Source organism: Arthrobacter crystallopoietes BAB-32, assembly GCF_000328305.2.
Classification (GTDB): domain Bacteria; phylum Actinomycetota; class Actinomycetes; order Actinomycetales; family Micrococcaceae; genus Crystallibacter; species Crystallibacter crystallopoietes_A.
Genome location: NZ_ANPE02000086.1, coordinates 1 through 19096 on the forward strand (window position 1 = coordinate 1; position 19096 = coordinate 19096).

General features: G+C 65.6%; 15 protein-coding genes and 1 pseudogene. 7 read left to right on the forward strand and 9 right to left on the reverse strand.

From position 1 onward, the window contains the following. The 5 genes from D477_RS05870 to D477_RS05890 form a co-directional block, all read left to right on the forward strand. Positions 1-782 (forward strand): FAD-dependent oxidoreductase (locus D477_RS05870; RefSeq protein WP_005267984.1); only part of this gene is annotated, 782 nt, incomplete at its 5' end. A gap of 32 nt (positions 783-814) precedes the next feature. Further along, the gene (locus tag D477_RS05875; RefSeq protein ID WP_005267985.1) at positions 815-2260 is read left to right on the forward strand and encodes a glutamine synthetase family protein; all 1446 of its coding nucleotides are present in this window, start codon (positions 815-817) and stop codon (positions 2258-2260) included. Continuing rightward, positions 2257-2985 (forward strand): ABC transporter substrate-binding protein, encoded by a 729-nt coding sequence (locus D477_RS05880; RefSeq protein WP_005267986.1) that lies wholly within the window; start codon positions 2257-2259, stop codon positions 2983-2985. Before D477_RS05875 ends, D477_RS05880 begins: the two co-directional genes overlap by 4 nt. Beyond that, positions 2982-3785: a gamma-glutamyl-gamma-aminobutyrate hydrolase family protein gene (locus tag D477_RS05885; protein ID WP_005267987.1), complete on the forward strand. Its 804-nt coding sequence runs from the start codon at positions 2982-2984 to the stop codon at positions 3783-3785. Before D477_RS05880 ends, D477_RS05885 begins: the two co-directional genes overlap by 4 nt. Beyond that, a complete protein-coding gene (locus tag D477_RS05890; protein WP_005267988.1) occupies positions 3782-4609 on the forward strand; it encodes a gamma-glutamyl-gamma-aminobutyrate hydrolase family protein in 828 nt (275 codons plus the stop codon). Before D477_RS05885 ends, D477_RS05890 begins: the two co-directional genes overlap by 4 nt. Before the next feature lie 31 nt (positions 4610-4640). On the opposite strand, the gene D477_RS05895 is transcribed toward D477_RS05890, so the two are convergent. The 5 genes from D477_RS05895 to D477_RS05915 all read right to left on the reverse strand — a co-directional run bounded on the left by D477_RS05895 (position 4641) and on the right by D477_RS05915 (position 12058). Continuing rightward, entirely contained in the window at positions 4641-5363 is a 723-nt protein-coding gene (locus D477_RS05895) for a cache domain-containing protein (RefSeq protein ID WP_005267989.1), read from the reverse strand. Further along, positions 5360-6121 carry a FadR/GntR family transcriptional regulator gene (locus tag D477_RS05900; protein ID WP_005267990.1) on the reverse strand — a complete coding sequence of 254 codons (762 nt, stop codon included), beginning with the start codon at positions 6119-6121 and terminating at the stop codon, positions 5360-5362. The genes D477_RS05895 and D477_RS05900 overlap by 4 nt, the downstream gene beginning before the upstream one ends. 443 nt (positions 6122-6564) lie before the next feature. Further along, entirely contained in the window at positions 6565-7908 is a 1344-nt protein-coding gene (locus D477_RS05905; protein ID WP_052510700.1) for a purine-cytosine permease family protein, read from the reverse strand. Positions 7909-7994: 86 nt separating this feature from the next. Beyond that, a complete protein-coding gene (locus D477_RS05910) occupies positions 7995-10001 on the reverse strand; it encodes a hydantoinase B/oxoprolinase family protein (RefSeq protein WP_005267992.1) in 2007 nt (668 codons plus the stop codon). After that, the gene (locus D477_RS05915; RefSeq protein ID WP_043845860.1) at positions 9998-12058 is read right to left on the reverse strand and encodes a hydantoinase/oxoprolinase family protein; all 2061 of its coding nucleotides are present in this window, start codon (positions 12056-12058) and stop codon (positions 9998-10000) included. The genes D477_RS05910 and D477_RS05915 overlap by 4 nt, the downstream gene beginning before the upstream one ends. Positions 12059-12226: 168 nt before the next feature. On the opposite strand from D477_RS05915, the gene D477_RS05920 reads away from it, so the two are divergent. Continuing rightward, complete coding sequence (locus D477_RS05920) at positions 12227-13819, forward strand: helix-turn-helix domain-containing protein (RefSeq protein WP_005267994.1); 1593 nt, start codon at positions 12227-12229, stop codon at positions 13817-13819. Between the two features lie 116 nt (positions 13820-13935). On the opposite strand, the gene D477_RS05925 is transcribed toward D477_RS05920, so the two are convergent. Together D477_RS05925 and D477_RS05930 are read right to left on the reverse strand one after the other, a co-directional pair. After that, positions 13936-15342: an NAD(P)-binding domain-containing protein gene (locus tag D477_RS05925; RefSeq protein WP_005267995.1), complete on the reverse strand. Its 1407-nt coding sequence runs from the start codon at positions 15340-15342 to the stop codon at positions 13936-13938. Between the two features lie 496 nt (positions 15343-15838). After that, the gene (locus D477_RS05930; RefSeq protein ID WP_005267996.1) at positions 15839-17407 is read right to left on the reverse strand and encodes a sensor histidine kinase; all 1569 of its coding nucleotides are present in this window, start codon (positions 17405-17407) and stop codon (positions 15839-15841) included. Between the two features lie 114 nt (positions 17408-17521). Between D477_RS05930 and D477_RS05935 the strand changes: the two genes are divergently transcribed. Beyond that, entirely contained in the window at positions 17522-18268 is a 747-nt protein-coding gene (locus D477_RS05935) for a response regulator transcription factor (protein ID WP_005267997.1), read from the forward strand. Between the two features lie 67 nt (positions 18269-18335). On the opposite strand, the gene D477_RS05940 is transcribed toward D477_RS05935, so the two are convergent. Both D477_RS05940 and D477_RS22600 read right to left on the reverse strand, forming a co-directional pair. Then, complete coding sequence (locus D477_RS05940; protein WP_005267998.1) at positions 18336-18524, reverse strand: hypothetical protein; 189 nt, start codon at positions 18522-18524, stop codon at positions 18336-18338. Positions 18525-18592: 68 nt separating this feature from the next. Then, a pseudogene (locus D477_RS22600) lies at positions 18593-19096 on the reverse strand (hypothetical protein); the annotation flags it as partial.

The following is a 19096-nucleotide window of genomic DNA, read 5'->3' on the forward strand; positions in this document are numbered from 1 at the left end:
CCACGGCGCTGGGCTGCAGCGTGACGCTCATCGAGGGCAGCGGCGGGCCGATGGAACGCCCGCTCGGCACCCGGCTGAGCCGCGGCGTGCGCCGGTTCCTGCAGGACAAGGGCATCCGCACCATCGCCGGCCAGCGCGTCGTCGAATTTCTGTCGGAGACAGAAGACGGGGCAGGGAACGGGTACGACGGCGGCACGCACCTCAGGTGCGCAGGCGTCCGGCTGGCGGATGGCACCGAGGTAAGCGCCGACGTCGTTATTGAAGCGGTCGGCTCGCAGCCGAACACCGGCTGGCTGGCCGGCAACGGCCTGGACCTGTCCGACGGGGTGCTCTGCGATGCGTCGCTGCGGGTCGTCGGTGCGGTCAACACCGTCGCCGTCGGGGACATCGCCCGCTACCCGGACGCGCGCACCGGCACCGGGCCGCGCCGGGTGGAGCATTGGGCGACACCGGCGGACACCGCCAAGATTGCCGCGCCGGCACTGTTGGCCGGACTCAACGGCAGCGAGGCGCCCGAGCCCGCCGCACCGCTGCCGTCCTTCTGGACCGACATTTTCAAGATCCGCATCCAGGGCGTCGGCAGTCCGGCGCTCGCGGACCGGATCGAGGTCCTCGAGGGGGACCCGGACCGGCCCGAGGACGGCGCCGCGCTGGGCTACTGGCGGGCCGGCCGGCTGGTCGGCGCCGTGACCTCCGCACTTCCCGCCGACAGGCAACTGCACTACCGCAAACTCGTGACCGATGCCGGCATCGTGGCCGGCCCGCAGCTGGCCGCCGTCTAGCCGCTGCCCGAGACCAAACAGAGAGAACTGACATGACACTGACCCCCGTACGGCCCGAGCTGGCCGCGGACACCCTGACCGATTCCCTCAGCGGCGCCCTCAATGACCGGGACGCCTTCGCCCGGCACCAGGAACGCAACCTGCGCCCCGAGACCGTGCGCGAGCTCGGCCGCAAGATCGAGGAAGCCGGCGTCGAGTACATCTACTACGCGCTGCCGACCATCGGCTCGCGCATGGTGGCCAAGATGGTCCCGGCCAACCACTTCCGCCGGAACCTGGAGAAGGGCATTTGTTTCCACCGCACTGCCCTGTCCGACCTGCAGAACGACCGCTATGGCAACCTGATCGGCGGCGGCATCGAGGCCCGCGAGTTCTGGGCGCTGCCGGAGCCGGACACCTTCGTGGTGCTGCCCTGGGACACCTCGGTGGCGCGGATCTTCTGCACCGCGTACGAGCCGCCGCACCTGCCGGAGGTCGGTGGCCGGCCGATGGGCATCGACACCCGTGCCCTGCTGATCCGCGCGCATGAGGCCTTCACCGCGCGGACCGGCTTCGAAGTCCGTTCCGGCACCGAGCCGGAGATGACCTGGGAGGGCCCCGGCCTGGAAGTCGTCAAGAAGCCGGGCACCTCGCCGGCCTACCAGGTGGAGAACCTGGAGCGGATGCGTCCGATCTACAAGCAGCTGGTCACCTACGCCACGGCGATGGGGCTGGACATGATCGAGGGCGACTACGAGGACGACGGCCAGATCGAGCTGAACTGGATGTACGACCGGGTGGAGCGCACCGCCGACCGGCTGGTGACCTACCGGCAGATCTGCAAGCAGGTGGCCCGCGAATTCGGCGTCACCGCGAGCTTCATGCCCAAGCCCTACAACGGCCAGATGGGCAACGGCTGCCACCACAACTTGAGCCTCTGGTACGGGGACACCAACGTCACCGAGGACGCCGGCCGTGTCGAGCTGCATGTCTCGCAGACCGCCCGGCACGCCATCGGCGGCATGATCAGCCACGCGCCCGGCTCGATGGCCGTCATGGCCTCCACGGTCAACTCCTACAAGCGCTTCTGGGACGCCGGCCAGTTCGCCCCGAGCACCGCCAACTGGGGCTTGGATTCGCGCGGCTGCCTGATCCGCATCTCCTCGAACGGCCGGATGGAGTACCGCGTGCCGGACGCCGCCGTGAACCCGTACCTGTCCCACACGCTGCTGATCGCGGCGATGGAGGACGGCCTGAACCGGCAGCTGGATCCGGGCAACCCCGACGACGGCGGAGCGGACGTGCCGGCCATCGGCGGCCAGCTGCCGCTCACCTTGGGGGACGCGATCGACGCCTTTGTGTCGGACACCTACCTCACCTCGGCGCTGCCGGCGGACCTGGTCTCTATCTACACCCAGCTGAAGCAGGAGGAGTGGGCCCGCTACTGCGGCGCCATCACCGAGTGGGACCGCGAGATGTACTGGGAGACGATCCCGTGAGCCGCGACGCAACGCTGTCTCCGGGCATCCTGCGGCTGGCCTGCATCGACTCCGAGGCTCCGCCGCTGTTCAACCTGGCCGACGCTGACGGCCGCCGCCGCGGGTACGAGCCGGAGGCCGCCGAGCTGGTCGCCTCCGTGCTCGGCCTGCGCGTGGAATGGGTGTTCCTGGCCTGGGACGACATGCTCCCGGCTGTCTGCGACCACCGTGTCGACGCCGTCTGGTGCGGCCAGGGCATCATCCCCGAACGCCAGGCCGTAGTGAACTTCACCGAGCCCTACGCCGTCTTCGACGAAACCGTGCTGGTGCGCAAGGGCGACCCGGCACGCTCGCCGGAGGACCTGGCCGGCTACAAGGTCGCCGCGATCGAGGGCAGCGCGAACATGAAGCTCGCCGTGACCTTCCCCGGGGCCGTCCCGGTGCCGTTCACCGGCGAGGACGTCTTCGGAGACATGCTCGCCGCCCTGCGCAACGGCGAGGTGGACGCGATGGTGGATGACGACGTCGTCACCGTCCCGCTGGGCGAGGACCCGGCCTACGACGTCGCCTTCACCCACCCGACCGGCAACCGGTGGGGGATCGGGGTGGCGAAGGACAACCCGTTCCTGCTCGCCGAGCTCAACACCGCGCTGGCCACCGTGGTCGCGGACGGGCGGCTGGAGCGGATCTGGCGGCAGTGGATGCCGCAGCTGCCGTTCCCGCTCGGAGCGGAGGTGCCCGCATGAGCCGCCCGCTGATCGGCGTGCCCGGCATGTGGTCCAGCTCGGTGCACGGGCTGCGCTTCGACGGGGTGGCCGTGGCCGCCCAGGTGCTCGGCTGCATCGTCCGCGCCGGCGGCGAACCGGTGATCATGTTTCCAGGCAGCGGGGAGTCCGCTGCGGAACAGGTGCAAAGGTACGACGGCGTGGTGTTGCCCGGTGGTGCGGATGTTTCGCCCGCGCTGTACGGGGCGGAGCCGGACGAGCACTATTGGCCGGCCGACTACGACGGCCAGGACGCCTACGAAGCCGGCGTGCTGGCCGCCTGCGAGGACGCCGGCGTGCCGGTGCTGGCCATCTGCCGCGGGCTGCAGCTGCTGAACGTCAGCCGCGGCGGCACACTGATTCAGCATTTGGAGCCAGGCAGCGAAGCGGGCGCCGTCCAGCACAAGGACGCGCTGCATCCGGTCACGGTCGCGGAGGACTCGCTGCTCGCCTCCGTGGTGGGCGCCGGGCCGGTCGAGGTCTCGTCCTACCACCACCAGGCGGCCGGCGAGCTCGGCGACGGCCTGGCGGTCACGGCTGCCGCCGGCGACGGCGTGGTGGAGGCGCTGGAGGTTCCCGGCGCGCCGCTGCTGGCCGTGCAGTGGCATCCGGAGGACACCGCGGAAACCAACCCGGCCGACCACGCCCTGTTCGCCTGGGTGGTCGAGGCCGCCCGGGCGCGCCGCGACGGCGGCGGGCAGGGACGGTTGGAGCAGGATGCGGCCAGCGCGACTGCCGAGCAGGATGCGGCCGCAGCTTCGGAATTGGCAGGTGCACGATGAGCGCGCTGCGGGTGGATCCGGCTGCCATACTGCCGCCGGACGATACCGGACTTGCCCCCGATGCGCCGCGCATCGCCGTCGTTGTTTCGCTGACCTTCCCCGGGATGACGGAACAGACGCTGGAACTGATGGAACGGTTCACACGGGTGGCCTTCGAGACGCTGCACGCGGCCGGTGCGCGGGCGGAACTGGTGGACAGTGCTGCCGAGGAGCTGCTGCCCGAGGCGGAGCTGGCCGGGTACGACGGCGTGCTCTTCCTCGGCGGCGGGGACGTGGACGGCTCGCTCTACGGGCACACCGCGCCGGTGCCGAACTCGTACGGCGTGGACCTGCGGGCGGACGAGTACTGCGTGGAACTGATCCGCGGGGTGCTCGAGCGCGACCAGCCGCTGCTGGCGATCTGCCGCGGCTCGCAGCTGCTCAACGTCGCCTGCGGCGGCTCGCTGATCCCGGACCTCGACCCGTGGCACCTGCACCGCGGCGGCCCGGGGGAGCCGATGTTCCTGGACGAGACCGTGAACCTGCTGCCGGGCTCCAAGGTCGCCGCGATTATGGGCCGGGAAGCGGTGACCGTGCGCTCCGGCCACCACCAGGCCGTCGGGACGGTGGCGCCGGAGCTGCAGGTGGCGGCGGTGGCGGAGGACGGCGTGGTCGAGGGCACCGAGCATCCGGGCAAGACCTGGGTGGTCGGGGTCCAGTGGCATCCGGAGGATTCCGATGGCGACGCCGGGGACCGCTCGCTCTTGTTCGAGGAGTTCGTCCGCCAGAGCCGGCTCAACGCCCGGCCGGAACGGCGCGGGCTGGCCGAGGCGGTGCGTCCCTGACACGGCCGGTCCGCGGCGCTGGTCTGCGCGGCTACCCGGCCGCGCAGATCAGCCGCAGGTTGAGGTTCGGCACGTCCAGTGGGATGAAGCAGAAGCCCTCGGGCTCCGTCTTGACCCGCTCGCCGACAATGAACCGGCCGGAATTGCCCAGGATGACGCGGTTCTGGCCGTTCAGGATGGCGGCGTCCCCGGGGATACGCCGGACAAACGGGATGAACTTGTTTTCCAGGTCGCGGATGCGGATGTCGCAGCCGGTGACGCCGATGAACGTGCCGCGGACGTAACTCGGCACCGTGCAGGTCATGATGTATTCGTCGAAGCCCAGGTAGTCCACGTAGGGTCCGGCGATGGACTGCCGGCCGGTCTGCGCCGCGATGGAGAACCACGGCAGTTGCTCGTAGTCGTAGAACCGCTCGCCCTCCGGCGCCAGGTCAAAATCCAGCTTTTCTATTCCGCCGGCATCATTCCGGATCCACCATTCCAAAACCCCTTCCGCATCCTTAATTGCGGCGATCGAGAAAATCACGCCGGCGCCGACGGCTATCGGGTGGGAATCGAGGAATTCGGTGGAAATGCCGCGCAAACCGGAAATGTCGTTCCGGGATATTTTGCTGTCTTCCGGAATTCTTTCTTCGAACTGTTTTTCCACTTGCTTCGAGCTGGAGTAAAGATCCCGGTACAGCTGGTTGAGCCAGGCCTCGATGGCGGCGGCCATGGACGCGGCGACGGCTCGCGGCGATGCGGGCGCGGTCATGGAATCTCCTGTTCTTCGCCTGCATGGGTCAGCGTGAGCTTCGTATCGATCAGGTGGTACGTGTTCCGGCGGATGTGCTCGAGGACAAGCCGCTGTGCCTTGTCCGGGTTGTCTTCCCGGATGGACTCCGCAATCGCGGCGTGCTCGCGGGCCGCCGCGGCGGGATCGAAGACGCCGGCCAGCGGGGTCCAGAGCAGCTGGCCCATTTCCGCCTGCAGCCGGATCTCCAGCGCAGTGAGCCTGGGGGACTGGGCGACGACGGCCAGCTCGATGTGGAACCGGCTGTCCGCGCGCGCCTGAGTCTCCGGTGAGTCCGCGTGCTCCAGGCCGCGCGCCAGCTGGTCCAGCCGGTCAAGGTCCTTCGGATGCGCGCGATCGCAGGCCAGCCGGGCGGCGGCGGAGGCAACCGCCGTCTGCTCGTCACCCAGGTCCCGCAGGTCCGCAATCGAGGTGTCCCGCAGGTACTGGCGCAGCTGGTCCTCCTGCGTTGCCGGGGACTGCACCACGAACGTCCCGCCGTTGCGGCCGCGCCGTGTCTCGACGACGCCCTGGTCGCGGAGGGATGCCAGTGCTTCGCGAAGCGTGGCACCGGCGACGCCGAACATCTCGGACAGTTCCGATTCGGCCGGCAGGCGTTCGCCCACGCGCAGCATGCCGAGCGAAATCGCCGTCGAAATCCTGCGCACAATCGCTTCCGAGCGTTCGGTCTCGGGCAGCGAGCGGTAGATCTGGGACTGCAGCGACGGCGGTGACGCCACGATCTCTCTCCTCTCGCCCGATGTGCCAGGGACGGCCAGTGGCCGTGATCCGGAATGGACATATTCTACTCTGCATGGTTGGCGGAATTTCAACGGCGTCAGCTATTTTTACGAAATGCAATAAAATGCCGATATTTGCAGGAAGAGGCGGCATCGAGCGGAATTATTTGATGGGCGCCATTCCTTGCGAAGACGTGATGCACGGAAGTGGAAAGAATACCGTAAATTGAGACCGGCAATCGACGTCAAATCTTCAGCATGGCAAAAGTCCAGATATGAATCTGCATATCGTCCTGTGGGGTCTCGACGCGCATGCCCCACCGCTGTGGGCCGGCCAGCGCGACTGCCGGCAGATCGGGGCAGCGGGCCATCGCAACGACGAACGAGGCAGGCGGGAGGGACGATTCCCTTCCACCTGCCTCGTTCGTCCGGTTCGGTTCGAATCAGCGTCCTGCCACTGTCGCCGCCCGATGCCTGCCGCTTCGTGTCCTGCGGATACCGCAGTAGAGGGCAGCCGCGAGCAGCGGCGTCACCAACGTTCCCAACGTCATGCCCCACGGCTGGCCGGACTGGATCAGGGCGATGCCTGCTGCCGCCGAGATGCACCAGGCCGACACTCCGGCAACGTTGATGTGGCGGAACGCGCTGTCGGGTAAATGGCCAGGATCCGGTGACCTCCCGTGCTTCTTGTCCAGTGCGATATGGGTGAGCGCAATGGCTACCCAACCAGTGACCAGCGCGCCCTGCCAGGAGAGCGCAAGCAGCAAGTACTGCACCACCGGCAGGAGCATGAGCAGGAAAATGATTCCCGCACCCAACAGGTTCCACACGATGCCCGGCAACCTGACTTTCAATGCCCGCTCGCCAAATTCCCGCAGGTTCGCGATTCCGAGAGCGTAGTTGGCGGTATTGATGCGTGTCTGCGAGACGAAGACGATTAGCAGGCCGAAGAGTCCCAAGAGGGACACCAAACCGCTGGCGACTCCCGTCTCGGTCGCTTCGAGTCCAGGCATCGTAAAGGTCAGGAAGATGCCAATGAGGGCGTTGGCGCCGAAGGCAAGGGTGTAGAAGAGCCAGCCGAAGGTGTACGTCTTGTGGAATCCCTCGTCTTTGGGATGTCCGAGTGCGGCGAAATCCATGGTGTACATCATGAGGATCCAGACGCCCATGAACGCGGCGAAGGTCGCCAGCCAACCAGGACCGCCGTTGGCAAGGCCCACAGCGGGGACAGTATGGGTCAACCAGTCATCGGAGAAGCCGTGAGTGTTTCCGGCCCACACAACGGCAGCGATGAGGCCGCCCCAATAGACCGGCAGCAGCCAGCCATTGATCTTGTCCAGCCACCGGCGGATGCCGCCGGCCACCAGAGGAAGCGTGTATACGACCACGACCGCATACCAGAGCGCCATCGGGCCGCCGAACTGCGCCTGGAAGGCAAAGGCGAGGATTGCTCCTTCGAATACCGCGTAGTAGATGGCAGTGGCCGCGAAGACGATCGTGGCCAGCAGGGCTCCGGTCCGGCCGAGCATGCTGCGGGAAAATTGTGTGACGGTCAGCCCGTTGCGTATGGCGTAGCCGGACAGTATCCGGTTGATCAATCCGTATACGACGACAGTCAGGCCCAATCCGACCAGCGCGTCGCGAGTGCCGTAGGCCTGGGCCAAAGCAGCGCCAATATAGACGAAAAACATGGCGCTGACGAGGCCGTACCAAGCCATGGCCAAGGACCCTCGGCCCATGCGGCTGGATTGACTGGTTTCCTGGAAAGTGGCTTCGGTTGTTGACATCGTTGTCTCCCGTAAGCGGGCAGGGCGCCAGGAACAGACGTCGCTGACGCCCTGCGTGAAATGGAATTGCGGCTGTCGGCCGCCGTTTATTGCCAGTGGGCCGCGGAGCGCTTGCCCATCAGTTCGCGGTACTGGGCCGTGGTGGTGGGGTACAGCTCCCCGGTTCCCCAATCCAGGATGACACCGTAACGCCTGATGACATCAAGCATGTCCAGTTCGCCATTGCGGTATTGCGCCGCAACAACAGCAGGGTCTTCGGCCAGCCAGCCGCGCCGTCGGGTGCGGATCTCAGCACGCATTGCATCGCTGCCGGCCTCGTCGATCTCAAACTGATCGAGTTCAGCGTCGAGTGCCCGAACGACGACGCCGTAGTCTTTCGCCGCGCGCTCGATGGACACGTAGCCGTCGATGACGTCGTCAAGGACCTCGGCATAGGACCGGTCCAGCGGATCACCGTAGCCTCCGCCCCCGGCAGAAGGACGGGTAAAGGAATCCCCGGACTGGACGGGAACCGAAGAGAAATTGGAGCCCAGGAAACGCTCATCGTCGGTCCCCTTGTTGAGCCAGACGCCGTGCGGAATCGAGGGAAGGCCTCCTTCTATGCCCCACGTGATGGACCGGGCCCGGTCACAGCAGTAGCTCATCACTGTGCTGGTGGCGTCGGTGAGTACACCGCCCTTTTCAATGCCCAGTCCACCGCGGAAGCGGCCCGGTCCGCCGGAGTCGATAGCGATCTGATGGGCAGTGGTGAGAACGGGGGAGAGCCTTTCCTGTCCTTCCACTGGCTGGACGGCAAGCCCCGGCCCGAAGACAGGAGCCGTAGCGCTGGCGCCGTCCTTGCTGGCCCGGCCACCCCAGCCGCCAGCCATCCAGTCGTACCACATGAAGTAAGGGTTGTCCGAAGTGCGGTTGTCCCGGCCGCCTACGAGCAGGTACTCCAGGTTGAAGGCGCATGCCATGGCTCGGTCGGGCATGATGCGGGACCACAGCTCGAAGATGCCGTTCATGAGCTTTTCGTACGGGCCGGAACAAAAACCTGTGACAGCGTAGGGCCAGCCGGCGTTGACCACCGTTCCCTCCGGACCGATTTCGGCATCGACCGCGGCGTAGAAGCCGGAGTTGAGCGGCACGTCGGGGAAGAAGGTTTTTGTTCCCGCGTAGATGGCCGAATGCGTTGTGCCGTAGCCGGAATTGAGGAACGTCTCGACGGCAGGTGCGGAACCCGTGAGATCGTAGTGGATTCCCTTGCCATCGAGCGTCAGCTTGATGCGGATGGGCACCAGGCCCTCGCTCTTTCCCGGGTCGAAGTCGATGTAGTCAACGGTTTCCCACTGCCCCTGCGGGAGGCTCTCCAGGCGGCGCCGGACAATCCTTTCGACGTAGTCCTGTGTTTCCTGCATTGCGGAAACCACGATGTCCTTCGAGTACTTTGCGACTAGGCGGAGGACCTCCCGCTCACAGACGGCGGTGGCTTCGGATTGGGCATGGAGGTCGCCCATCGCCTGTTGCGGAGCCCGCGTGTTCGAGACCAGCAACTGGGCCACATCATGGAGGAAGACGCCTTTGCTCCAGATCCGGACCGGGGTGATGCGCAACCCCTCGCCGAAATGCTCCTTGGCGTTGACATCGAACGATCCGGGGACGTTGCCGCCTATATCTGCCCAGTGGCCCTTGTTCTGGGCGAATGCAATGATCTCGCCCTCGGAGAAAACCGGCCGGATGAAACTGACGTCGTTGAAGTGGGTGCCGCCGCGGTAGGGGTCGTTAATCGCGAAGACGTCGCCGGGGTGGATATCGGCTCCGAACTCATCGATGACGGCTTTGCACTGGAAGTGCAGCGTGCCCACGTGGACAGCGATGTCACCGCTGCCCTGCATGACGGTGTTGCCGTTGGCGTCGCACAGGGCCGATGAAAAGTCCCGGGAGTAGATGACGAACGAGTAGCAGGTCCGCAGAATCTGTTCGCTCATCAGGTCCACGCTGGTGGCAAAGGCATTTTTCAGGACTTCGAAAGTGACAGGATCCAGTCCGGAAGCCAACCGGGAGGATGCATGGGTGGTCCGTGTTTCGTGTCCAAGTACTGTGTCAGTCATGAGGTGGCTTCCTGCTCGTTCTTGAAGTCAGTGAGATGGATGCGGATGTTCAACCACTCGTCGATCTCCGCGGTCGTCCGTGGCGGGACAACGGTGGTGGAATCGAGTTGTTCGATGATGGCCGGCCCGATGAAGGTGGCACCGGGCGGCAAAGCGGAGCGGTCGTAAACGGGGGTCGGAATCCAGCCGTCCGGACCGAAGTACACGGGGCGTTCGGAGACGGGGGCACCGGGATCCGCCATCAGTTCCCTTGCCGGGACGAAGGAAGGCTTGGGTGTCTTCCCGATGGCGGAAAGCTGCAGCTGGTAGATCTCCACAGGCTGGTCGTCCTGCCTGAACGCGAACTCGCGATCGTGCTGCTGGTGGAAGGTCTGGACCGCTTCTTCCAGAGCCCCCTTGCCCGAACCCATGGGAACGGCGAGCGACCGCCATTGTCCTTGGTAGCGCATCGAGATAACCCGTTGGAGGACACTGTCTTCCTCAGCAACGCCCTCATGGCGGAGCCGCGCGGTGGCGTCCGCTTCCAAAGTCCGGAACTGTTCCTCCAGATCTTCGGCATCGGCGTCGGATGCAAGCGCCGTGTACATTGCGGACAAATCATGGCGGATGTCGACCAGCAGGCAGCCCATCGCTGAGGTTACGCCCGGGTTCGAGGGGACGACGACCGTCGGAATGTTGAGTTCACGCGCTACGTCTGCACCGTGCAGCGCACCTGCTCCTCCGAATGCGATCAGCGCGAAATCGCGCGGATCATAGCCTCGACGAATCGAGATCAGGCGCACGGCGTCGGCCATGTTCGCATTCGCGACCTGGAGGATGGCGTACGCTGCCTCCTCTTCCGACATCCCGAGCGGGCCAGCGATGACCCGGTTGACCGCTTCCTGCGACAGCGAGCGGTCAAGAGTCTTAGCGCCGCCGGCCAGACTGGTGCCCAGCCGGTTCAGCACGACGTTGGCATCGCAGTTGGTGGGCTGACTGCCGCCAGTGTTGTAGCAGGCCGGACCGGGGTCCGCGCCGGCAGATTGAGGCCCGTTCCGGAGGGAGCCGGCTATGTCGATATGCGCCAAGGAGCCCCCGCCGGCACCGATGGTCAGGACCTCGATGCTGGGGAAAACAATCGGGTGGCCGTATTCGACCTGCCATTCCTTGGTGATGCGAAGCTCTCCACCGGAAACCAAGGCAATGTCGGTTGAGGTGCCGCCCATGTCGAGTCCGACGGCGTCTTCGTAACCGCATTGCTGCGCGACATGTTTGGCGGCGATGGCACCGGCGGCAATGCCGGAAGCAGCAAGGCGCACCGGATAGCGCTTGACCATCCTTGGCGTCATCGATCCGCCTCCGGAATGCAGGAGGAGCAGGTCGCCGGCGTACCCGCCGCTGTTCAGCTCCTCCGCCAGCCGATTGACGTATCCCGACACGAGGGGAGCCAGCACGGCGTTGGAAACCGCAGTGTTGAAGCGGTCATGCTCGAAAATCTCGGGGAGGATCTCGGCTGAGGTCGAGACTGTGGCGTCCGGCAGTTCCTCTTCGAGGATCTTCCGCATGCGGATTTCGTTTTCCGCATTCGCGTAGGAATTGATGAAGCAAACCGCAACAGTGGTGACCCCGCGTTTGCGCAGAAGGGCAGCGAGCCGACGGGCCTCGTCCTCGTCGAGCGGCGTCACGACGTTACCTGCATAGTCGACGCGCTCGCTGACTTCAAAGCGATCCCGACGGCGGATGTAGGGGCCGGTTACATCGTTGTAGGCATCCCAAAGGTCGTCCTTCGTGCCATCGCGGATTTCGATGACATCCCGGAAACCCTTGGTCGTAACCATCGCAGCTGCGGGAAAGTTGCGGGTGATCAGGGCATTGGTTGCGACGGTAGTGCCGTGGGAGAACAGTGATACATCTGCCAGGTCGATCTCCGCACGCCGCACGCCGTTCATCACCGCGAGCATGGGATCCGACGGCGTCGAAGGAACTTTCGTGACGCGCATGCGCTGCGTTCTTTCATCAAAGATGCAGACGTCGGTGAACGTCCCACCCACATCGACGGCGACTCTAACGTTAGACATCCTGTGTTTCCTCCAAACAGGTAGAAAGGCGTAGCCACTACGATGCGGTGTGATACAGGTCTCTGTCACTATAGGAAATGAAATAAGACGGGATGGTCTTTTGGAGTTTTTACAGGCGTCTGGGATGCGGCGGCCTGCAAGTGTCCGACTGAAGGGCAAGGAGGTCCCATGAACGAGCGCAAGACGTTCTTGCTGTCAGAGGTCGTGGCGCACGCCGGCCTCGGCTTACGGGCCGTCGTGCCGGGCGGCTCCGGCGTGGTGGTCGCCGGAGCACACACCAGCGAAATCCATGATCCGGCCAGGTGGTTCGAGCCCGATACGGTCATGTTGACCACGGGTCTTCGCTTCGTCGGTGCCGAGGGGGACCGGAGGCTTGCCGAGAAGCTGATCATGGAGCTGAAATCGGCCCAAGTGGCTGCCCTCTTCTTCGGTATCGGCGTGTATTTCGACGAGGTCCCTGCCACCCTCGTGACCGCATGCCGGAAGAACCGCTTTCCGCTCTATAGCGTCGCGCCTGAAGTGCCGTTCCACCATGTCGAGAATTTCATCAATCAGTCGAAGGTGTCCCCGGATTCCTATGTCCTGAAGCGCGCGATGTGGCTGACGAACGACCTCCTGCAGAGCGTTTCAGCAGAGAATCCGGTGCGGGCGCTCGTAGCCAGGTTGGGCGCTGCCTGCCGCGGAACCGCCGTTCTCTATGACGACTCCGGCCGCATCCTTGAATCCACAGGGGAAGGTCCGACGCACTTGATCTGGACCGAACTGCAGAACCAGGAACGGGTGGCGGAGCGGCTCACAATCGGCCGGTGGGAAGTCATGGCTCGTCCGCTTGTACTGCGCGGGAACGGCTACCAGTTGGCAATCGCGAGCCGGAACAGCGGCATTCTTGACGAGCTGGGCGAGGTGCTGCTGGAGACCACACAACGGCTCTTGGGCGCAATCAACGGCATCAGCCAATTCTCCATCTCAAGGGAGCGGCATGAGAACTCGCAGCTGCTGACGATGCTGCAGGATGGAATTCCGGTAGCGCGCGAGTTCCGCCACTGGGAACGAATGCGTCCATTCCGGTTCCTGCCCTATGAGCGGGTGCGCGCCGTCGTCGCGGCAAACCAAGGTGAACAGCCGATAGCGGCTCCCTTGGTCGAGAACCTTCTTCAGCGGGCAGCCGCCAGCGGTCTGGGGCTCTTGTTGGCGGAGAACGGCCGGACGCCGCAAAGCCCGCCCGGATTCCATGCGGTGGTTTCGGATTCGGTCGCGTTGAATGCTTGGCTGCAACTTGCAGAGGAATCCCTGTTCCTCGGATTGTCGGAGCCATACGTCGATCTTGCTCAGACTCCCGATGCTTTCCGCGAGGCTGAAATCGCGGCGGGAATCGCGCGGAAGGCCCCGATCGCAGGCGTTAGCGGCGGCACGAAGGGGCGCGGCGCGGTGGTCCGGCTCGAAGAAGTGGATCCGGTGAGTTGGCTGCTTTCGCGTTATCGGAGTCAGCAGGACACCGACAAAGTCCGGAGATTTATCCATGGCCTCGGCCAGGACAAGGATCTAGAGAACACGGTGATCTGGTTTCTGGCCAAGAACCAGGACATTGCCCAGGTAGCGAAAGTGCTTTTCGTCCACCCGAATACCATCCGGTACCGCCTCAAGAAGGCGGAAGAGATCTTGTGCGGCTCGCTGGCGAGTCCAAAGATCATCGCGAACCTTTACCTCGCCTACCACGACGAACTGCTGGCCAGGAACGGAGCAGGACAGGCTGACGGATAGGAGCGTCCGCAGTTGGTCCTGGCCGTCACCGGAACCAAGCAGGCCGCAGCGATGGCCGGTCAATGGTCCGGGACGCGGCTTGCACGCATCCCGGACCACCCGCCGTCGTTAGCGTCCTACTTTGCGGACAGTTGGCTTTCCTGGGCCAGGACGGCGAGGTTGCCGGTGTCGATGTCCTGACCCGGACCGTTGAGATACCGCTGGAGGCTGTCGTCCATGGCGTTCAGCCAGCGCGTGTGGTGGCGGGCTGCCATGGTGCCGGTCATGACCGAGCGGTGGATGTTGTCGCGGTAGCCGAGGATGTCCTCTTCCTTGTCGCGCATCCACTGCTTGAACAGCGAGCAGACGGAGTCCAGGTCGAACTCGGGGTAGTCGGTGAGGGAGATCAGTTCACGCACGTAGTCGGTCTGGAAATCGGCCTCGGAGTCGTGGTCCGGCAGGGCTGCCTGGCGGTCCAGCCACTGCTGGATGTCGGCGGCGCGGTCGGCTTCGGCCGGCAGTTCGATGCGGCCGAGCATCACGTCGCGGGCGAACCAGGCCTGCGCGTCGAACATGTTGAAGGTGAAGTACTGGTCCTGCGCGCCGAGGTAGAACAGGTTGGCGTTGTCCTGCCAGGCGACGCCCTTGTAGAGGTTGCCCGGGTACAGGACGTTCCGGGACTTCAGGGACAGCTCCTCCGGCAGGAACGGGTACTTGTGCAGGTAACCGGTGCAGAGGATGACGGCGTCGAATTCACCCGTGGTGCCGTCGCTGAAGTGCGCGGTCCTGCCCTCGAAGCGGGTCACCAGCGGGCGTTCGACGGCGGTTTCCGGCCAGTCGAAGCCCATGGGCGCGCTGCGGTAGCTGAAGGTGACGGAGCGGGCACCCATCTTGTGGGCCTGCATGCCGATGTCCTCCGCGGAGTAGCTGCTGCCGATGAGCAGCAGGTCCTTGCCGGCGAAGCGCTCGGCGCCGCGGAAATCGTGGGCGTGCAGGACCTCGCCGGGGAAGGAGTCGATCCCGTCGAACTGGGGCACGTTGGGGAAGGAGAAGTGGCCGACGGAAACGACCAGCTTGTCGAAGACGTGCGTCTCGGTCTTCTGGTTGGCCAGGTCTTCGACGACGACGGTGAACTCTTCTGCTTTTTCGTCGTAGGAAACCCAGCGGGCGACGGTGTTGAAGCGGACGTACTTGCGCACGTCGGACTTCGCCACGCGGCCGCTGATGTAGTCGAAGAGGACCTCGCGCGGCGGGTAGGACGAGATCGGGCGGCCGAAGTGCTCGTCGAAGGTGTAGTCGGCGAACTCGAGGCATTCCTTGGGCCCGTTGGACCACAGGTGCCGGTACATGCTGCTGTGGACGGCTTCGCCCGAGGCATCCAGTCCGGTGCGCCAGGAGCTGTTCCACTGTCCGCCCCAATCGGACTGCTTCTCGAAGCACGTGATGTCCGGGATGTCCGCGCCCTTCTGCCGGGCCGATTCAAATGCGCGCAGCTGCGCCATACCGCTGGGGCCAGCACCGATGATTCCGACTCGCATTGCCATGCTTCTCCTCATCCAATGGGTCTCGTGGTCGTCCAAATGACGCTCCGGAACCACCGGCGCAATGCAGCGGCGAGCCTGCGTAGTTCCCAGGCGTGCCGGCGCTCAGGTCAGTAACAGTTGCGGCGCCGTGAGGCGCTCGGCTCTGCTGTTCGATCCCCTCAGTACGGGGAGACAGCTACCTCGATCCCGTCAGCGGGAGAGTGGCAAACTGCGACGGCGGCCGGCCGGGAAGGGCCGCGGACCGCCGGGTTCCGAGCGGCTCACCTGCGACCCATACAGGCAGGTGAACCTCATTCACCACAACATCGTTCCTGTGGATAAGTCAAAGCAGCCGCCGCACATGACGCCGAACCAAAGCGTCGCCGTCGTTGGTTTTGCTGCAGGTCTTGCAGCTACTGTGCGGTGAAAGCCGCGCGACAACGATGCGGGCCATTCCGGGGGAGTGGCCGGCCTCCTTGTCAAATGTTGCGGTCCAGGAAGGCTGGACTCAGTGCTCCTACTGCGCCGGAGCCGGGGTCCCGTCCCGCGGCAGGCGGACGACGAATTCGGTGCGGCCAGGCTGGCTGTCGACGTCGACCGTCCCCTCATGCGAAGTGACAATGGCTTTGACGATGGACAGGCCGAGGCCGTGCGTGCCGCTGCGGTCGGAGCGGGCCGTATCGGCGCGCGAAAAACGCGAAAAGATTCGGCCGATGAAGTCCTCCGGGATGCCGGGGCCGTCGTCGGCGACGCTCAGCTGCACCTGGCCTTCCTCTTCGGCCAGCGAGGTCACGACAGTGGTCCCGTCTCCGGTGTGCTGGCGCGCGTTGGCGAGGAGGTTGGTGAGGACCTGGCGCAGCTGGCTCTGGTTGGCCCGGATAGTGACCGGATCATCCGGGACGTTGAGGACCCAGCGGTGCCCCGGCGCGGTGGCCCGCACGTCGTTGACGGATTCGGCCACCAGGGCGGTCAGGTCGACGTCGCTCTGCTCGGCGCGCTGGCCCTCATCCATCCGGGCGAGCAGCAGCAGGTCCTCCACCAAGGCGGTCATGCGCTGCGTTTCCGACTCCACCTTGCCGAGGGAGGACCGTCCCTGCGGGCTGAGCCGCTCGGTCAGCCGGATCATCTCCGAGTAGCCGCGGATGGCGGTCAGCGGGGTGCGCAGTTCGTGGCTGGCGTCGGCGACGAACTGGCGCAGCAGGACCTCGCTGCGGTGCCGGGCGCTGAAGGCTCCGGCGACATTGTTGAGCATCATGTTGAAGGCGTGGCCCAGGCGGCCGACCTCGGTCACCGGCACGGCGATCCTGGCCGGGACGCGTTCGGCCATCGCCACTTCCCCTTCTTCGAGCGGCAGCCGGGACACCCGGGTGGCGACGCCGGACAGTTCTTCCAGCGGCCGCAGCGTGCGGTGGATGATGAGGGCGCCGAGCAGGGCTGCCGCGCCGAGTCCGACCAGGGAGACGCCGGTCATGGTCCTGGTCAACGAGTCGAGGGTCTGTTCTTTGGCCAGGAGCGGCAGGCCGGTGACGATGGTTGCTTCGCGGTGCGGGCTCCAGCGGGCAATCAGGCGGTACTCGCCGACGGAAAGCATCCGTTCCACAGGAGGGGCGTTCAGCTCCAAATCCGTGAGGATCTGCTTGTCTGCTGCGGTCAGTTCCTGCCGCTCGCCGTCGGGCGTGAAGATGCCGGTATTGCGCATGCCGTTCTCGCTGATCCTGGCGTTGAGCGTGCCGACGCCCTGGCCGGGCGTGGTCAGCGGATCGGCAGGGGCCGGTCCGCCTTCTCCTGCATTTTCCTCGTCGTCGTCATCGTCATGGTCATGGTCGGGCCGGAACTCTTCCTGTGAGTGGAGGGCGCGGCTGGAAGCCTGTTCCAGCTGCTCGTTCAGCCGCCCGGACAGGAACTGCTCCATGGCGCCATAGGCGAAGAGACCCACCGCCAGGCTCATGGCAGCCAGCAGCGCCAGGGTGATGGCCACCAGTTTGGTGCGCAGCTGCCAGGGGCGGAACAAACGACGGCGGCCGGTCACCTTCGCGGTACCGTCCTGGTGTCCGGATGGCCCGGCGGGCCGTTGCGGACCGTCCATCGTGTGCCTTTCGCTCCCCCAGCTCCAGCTTCTTCCAATGTGATGCAGGTAACTGTAATGCTTAATGCTGACTCACCATCCGGCCTTTGTCCCGAAAATCGCAGGAGCAGTTGTATGGCGGTGCAGGACCCCCTCGAATTCGTGGCCACGCTGCCCCGGCTCAACCATCCGGATGGCAGCCGGATCCGGGCGCTCGTGGTCGACGACGAACCGCAGCTCTCCGACCTGGTCCGGATGGGGCTGCAGCTGGCCGGCTGGGAGGTTTCCGTGGCCGGCGACGGGCCGTCCGCGGTGCGGCTGGCCCGCGACACCCGTCCAGACGTGCTGGTCCTGGATGTCATGATGCCGGGGTTCGACGGCGTGGAAGCCCTGGGCCGCATCCGCGCGTTCACGCCGGACGTTCCGGCGCTGTTCCTGACCGCCAAGGACGCCGTGTCCGACCGCATCAGCGGACTGGCCGCCGGCGGGGACGACTATGTCACCAAGCCCTTCAGCATGGAGGAACTGCTGCTGCGGCTGTGCCGGCTGGTGCAGCGGTCCGGCGCCGCGGCGGCGCGCACGGCCGAACTCGTGGTCGGCGACCTCGTCATGAACCTGGACACCAGGGAGGTCTCCCGCGGCGGCGAGCAGGTCCAGCTGACCACCACGGAGTTCGACCTGCTGCATTACCTCATGGACAATCCGCGGACCGTCCTGAGCAAGGGGCAGATCCTCGACCATGTCTGGAACTACGATTTCGGTGGCCACAACAACATCGTCGAACTCTACATTTCGTACCTGCGCAAAAAGATCGACGCCGGCCGGGAGGCGATGATCCACACCGTCCGCGGCGCCGGTTACGTCCTGAAACCTGCTGGCTGAGGCGGGCCGGCTGCCTGTTGCCCGTGCCGGCGGTTCCCCCAAATGCCGGCACGGGCGGAACAGGGCATCAAATGATGCGCACGCCCATGCTTTCGAGCCGCTCGATGATCTCGCCCAGCAGCGGCAGGCCGTAGATGACGAACAAGTAGACACAGGCGGCGAGGAACAAAAGGGTCAGTCCGACGGCCCAGATGAGCCAGGGCCGGCGGCTGGAAGGGGTGCTTGAACCGGGGGCTTTTTCTGCGTTGCTAGTCATGTTCCTAGGATTGCCGCCGGGCCTTTGCCAGCACTGTGGCGACTCTGTGAGCGGGCTGTGCAGCGGAACTAGCGGTCCCGCCAGTCATCGCCGTCCGGCCAATCACGGTCCTCCGAGTGATCGTCCTCGCCGTCCCAGTCGCTGTCCTCGCTGTGGTCCCACTCATCCCAAGCGCGGTCGTCGTGGTCGTCTTCTTCCTCGTCCCGGCCGCTGCCGGACTGGCCCGGATCCTGCCGGTCGTCATTGGCGCCGCCCCACGGGCTGCCGCCGTCTGTGCCGTCCGAGTCGACTGTATCGTCCCGCTGTTGCTCCGCGTCCCTGCCGCCGGCCCCGCTCCTTCCGGGCGCGGCCGGATCGTCGGCTGGCTCCGGGTTATTCGCGTCGGCCGGTTCCACTACAGCCTGGTTGGGGACCGAAGCAGGTTCTGCGCCGAGGCCCGAGCCGATTGCGCCCGCGGCCAGCACGGAGCTGGCCACGGCCGCAAGGAGCAGGATCCGCAGGGGGACGTCCGGCTTGCGGCGGAGGCGCTCCCGCCGGGAGGGGGCAAGAGCTTGCTCGATGCCCGCCGGACC

Bases quoted from the DNA above. Each gene is read 5' to 3' on its own strand.
- D477_RS05920 (WP_005267994.1), top strand. From the start codon at position 12,227: ATGAACGAGCGCAAGACGTTCTTGCTGTCAGAGGTCGTGGCGCACGCC.
- D477_RS05885 (WP_005267987.1), top strand. From the start codon at position 2,982: ATGAGCCGCCCGCTGATCGGCGTGCCCGGCATGTGGTCCAGCTCGGTG.
- D477_RS05875 (WP_005267985.1), top strand. From the start codon at position 815: ATGACACTGACCCCCGTACGGCCCGAGCTGGCCGCGGACACCCTGACC.
- D477_RS05890 (WP_005267988.1), top strand. From the start codon at position 3,782: ATGAGCGCGCTGCGGGTGGATCCGGCTGCCATACTGCCGCCGGACGAT.
- D477_RS05905 (WP_052510700.1), bottom strand. From the start codon at position 7,908: ATGTCAACAACCGAAGCCACTTTCCAGGAAACCAGTCAATCCAGCCGC.
- D477_RS05915 (WP_043845860.1), bottom strand. From the start codon at position 12,058: ATGTCTAACGTTAGAGTCGCCGTCGATGTGGGTGGGACGTTCACCGAC.
- D477_RS05925 (WP_005267995.1), bottom strand. From the start codon at position 15,342: ATGGCAATGCGAGTCGGAATCATCGGTGCTGGCCCCAGCGGTATGGCG.
- D477_RS05940 (WP_005267998.1), bottom strand. From the start codon at position 18,524: ATGACTAGCAACGCAGAAAAAGCCCCCGGTTCAAGCACCCCTTCCAGC.
- D477_RS05930 (WP_005267996.1), bottom strand. From the start codon at position 17,407: ATGGACGGTCCGCAACGGCCCGCCGGGCCATCCGGACACCAGGACGGT.
- D477_RS05935 (WP_005267997.1), top strand. From the start codon at position 17,522: ATGGCGGTGCAGGACCCCCTCGAATTCGTGGCCACGCTGCCCCGGCTC.
- D477_RS05910 (WP_005267992.1), bottom strand. From the start codon at position 10,001: ATGACTGACACAGTACTTGGACACGAAACACGGACCACCCATGCATCC.
- D477_RS05895 (WP_005267989.1), bottom strand. From the start codon at position 5,363: ATGACCGCGCCCGCATCGCCGCGAGCCGTCGCCGCGTCCATGGCCGCC.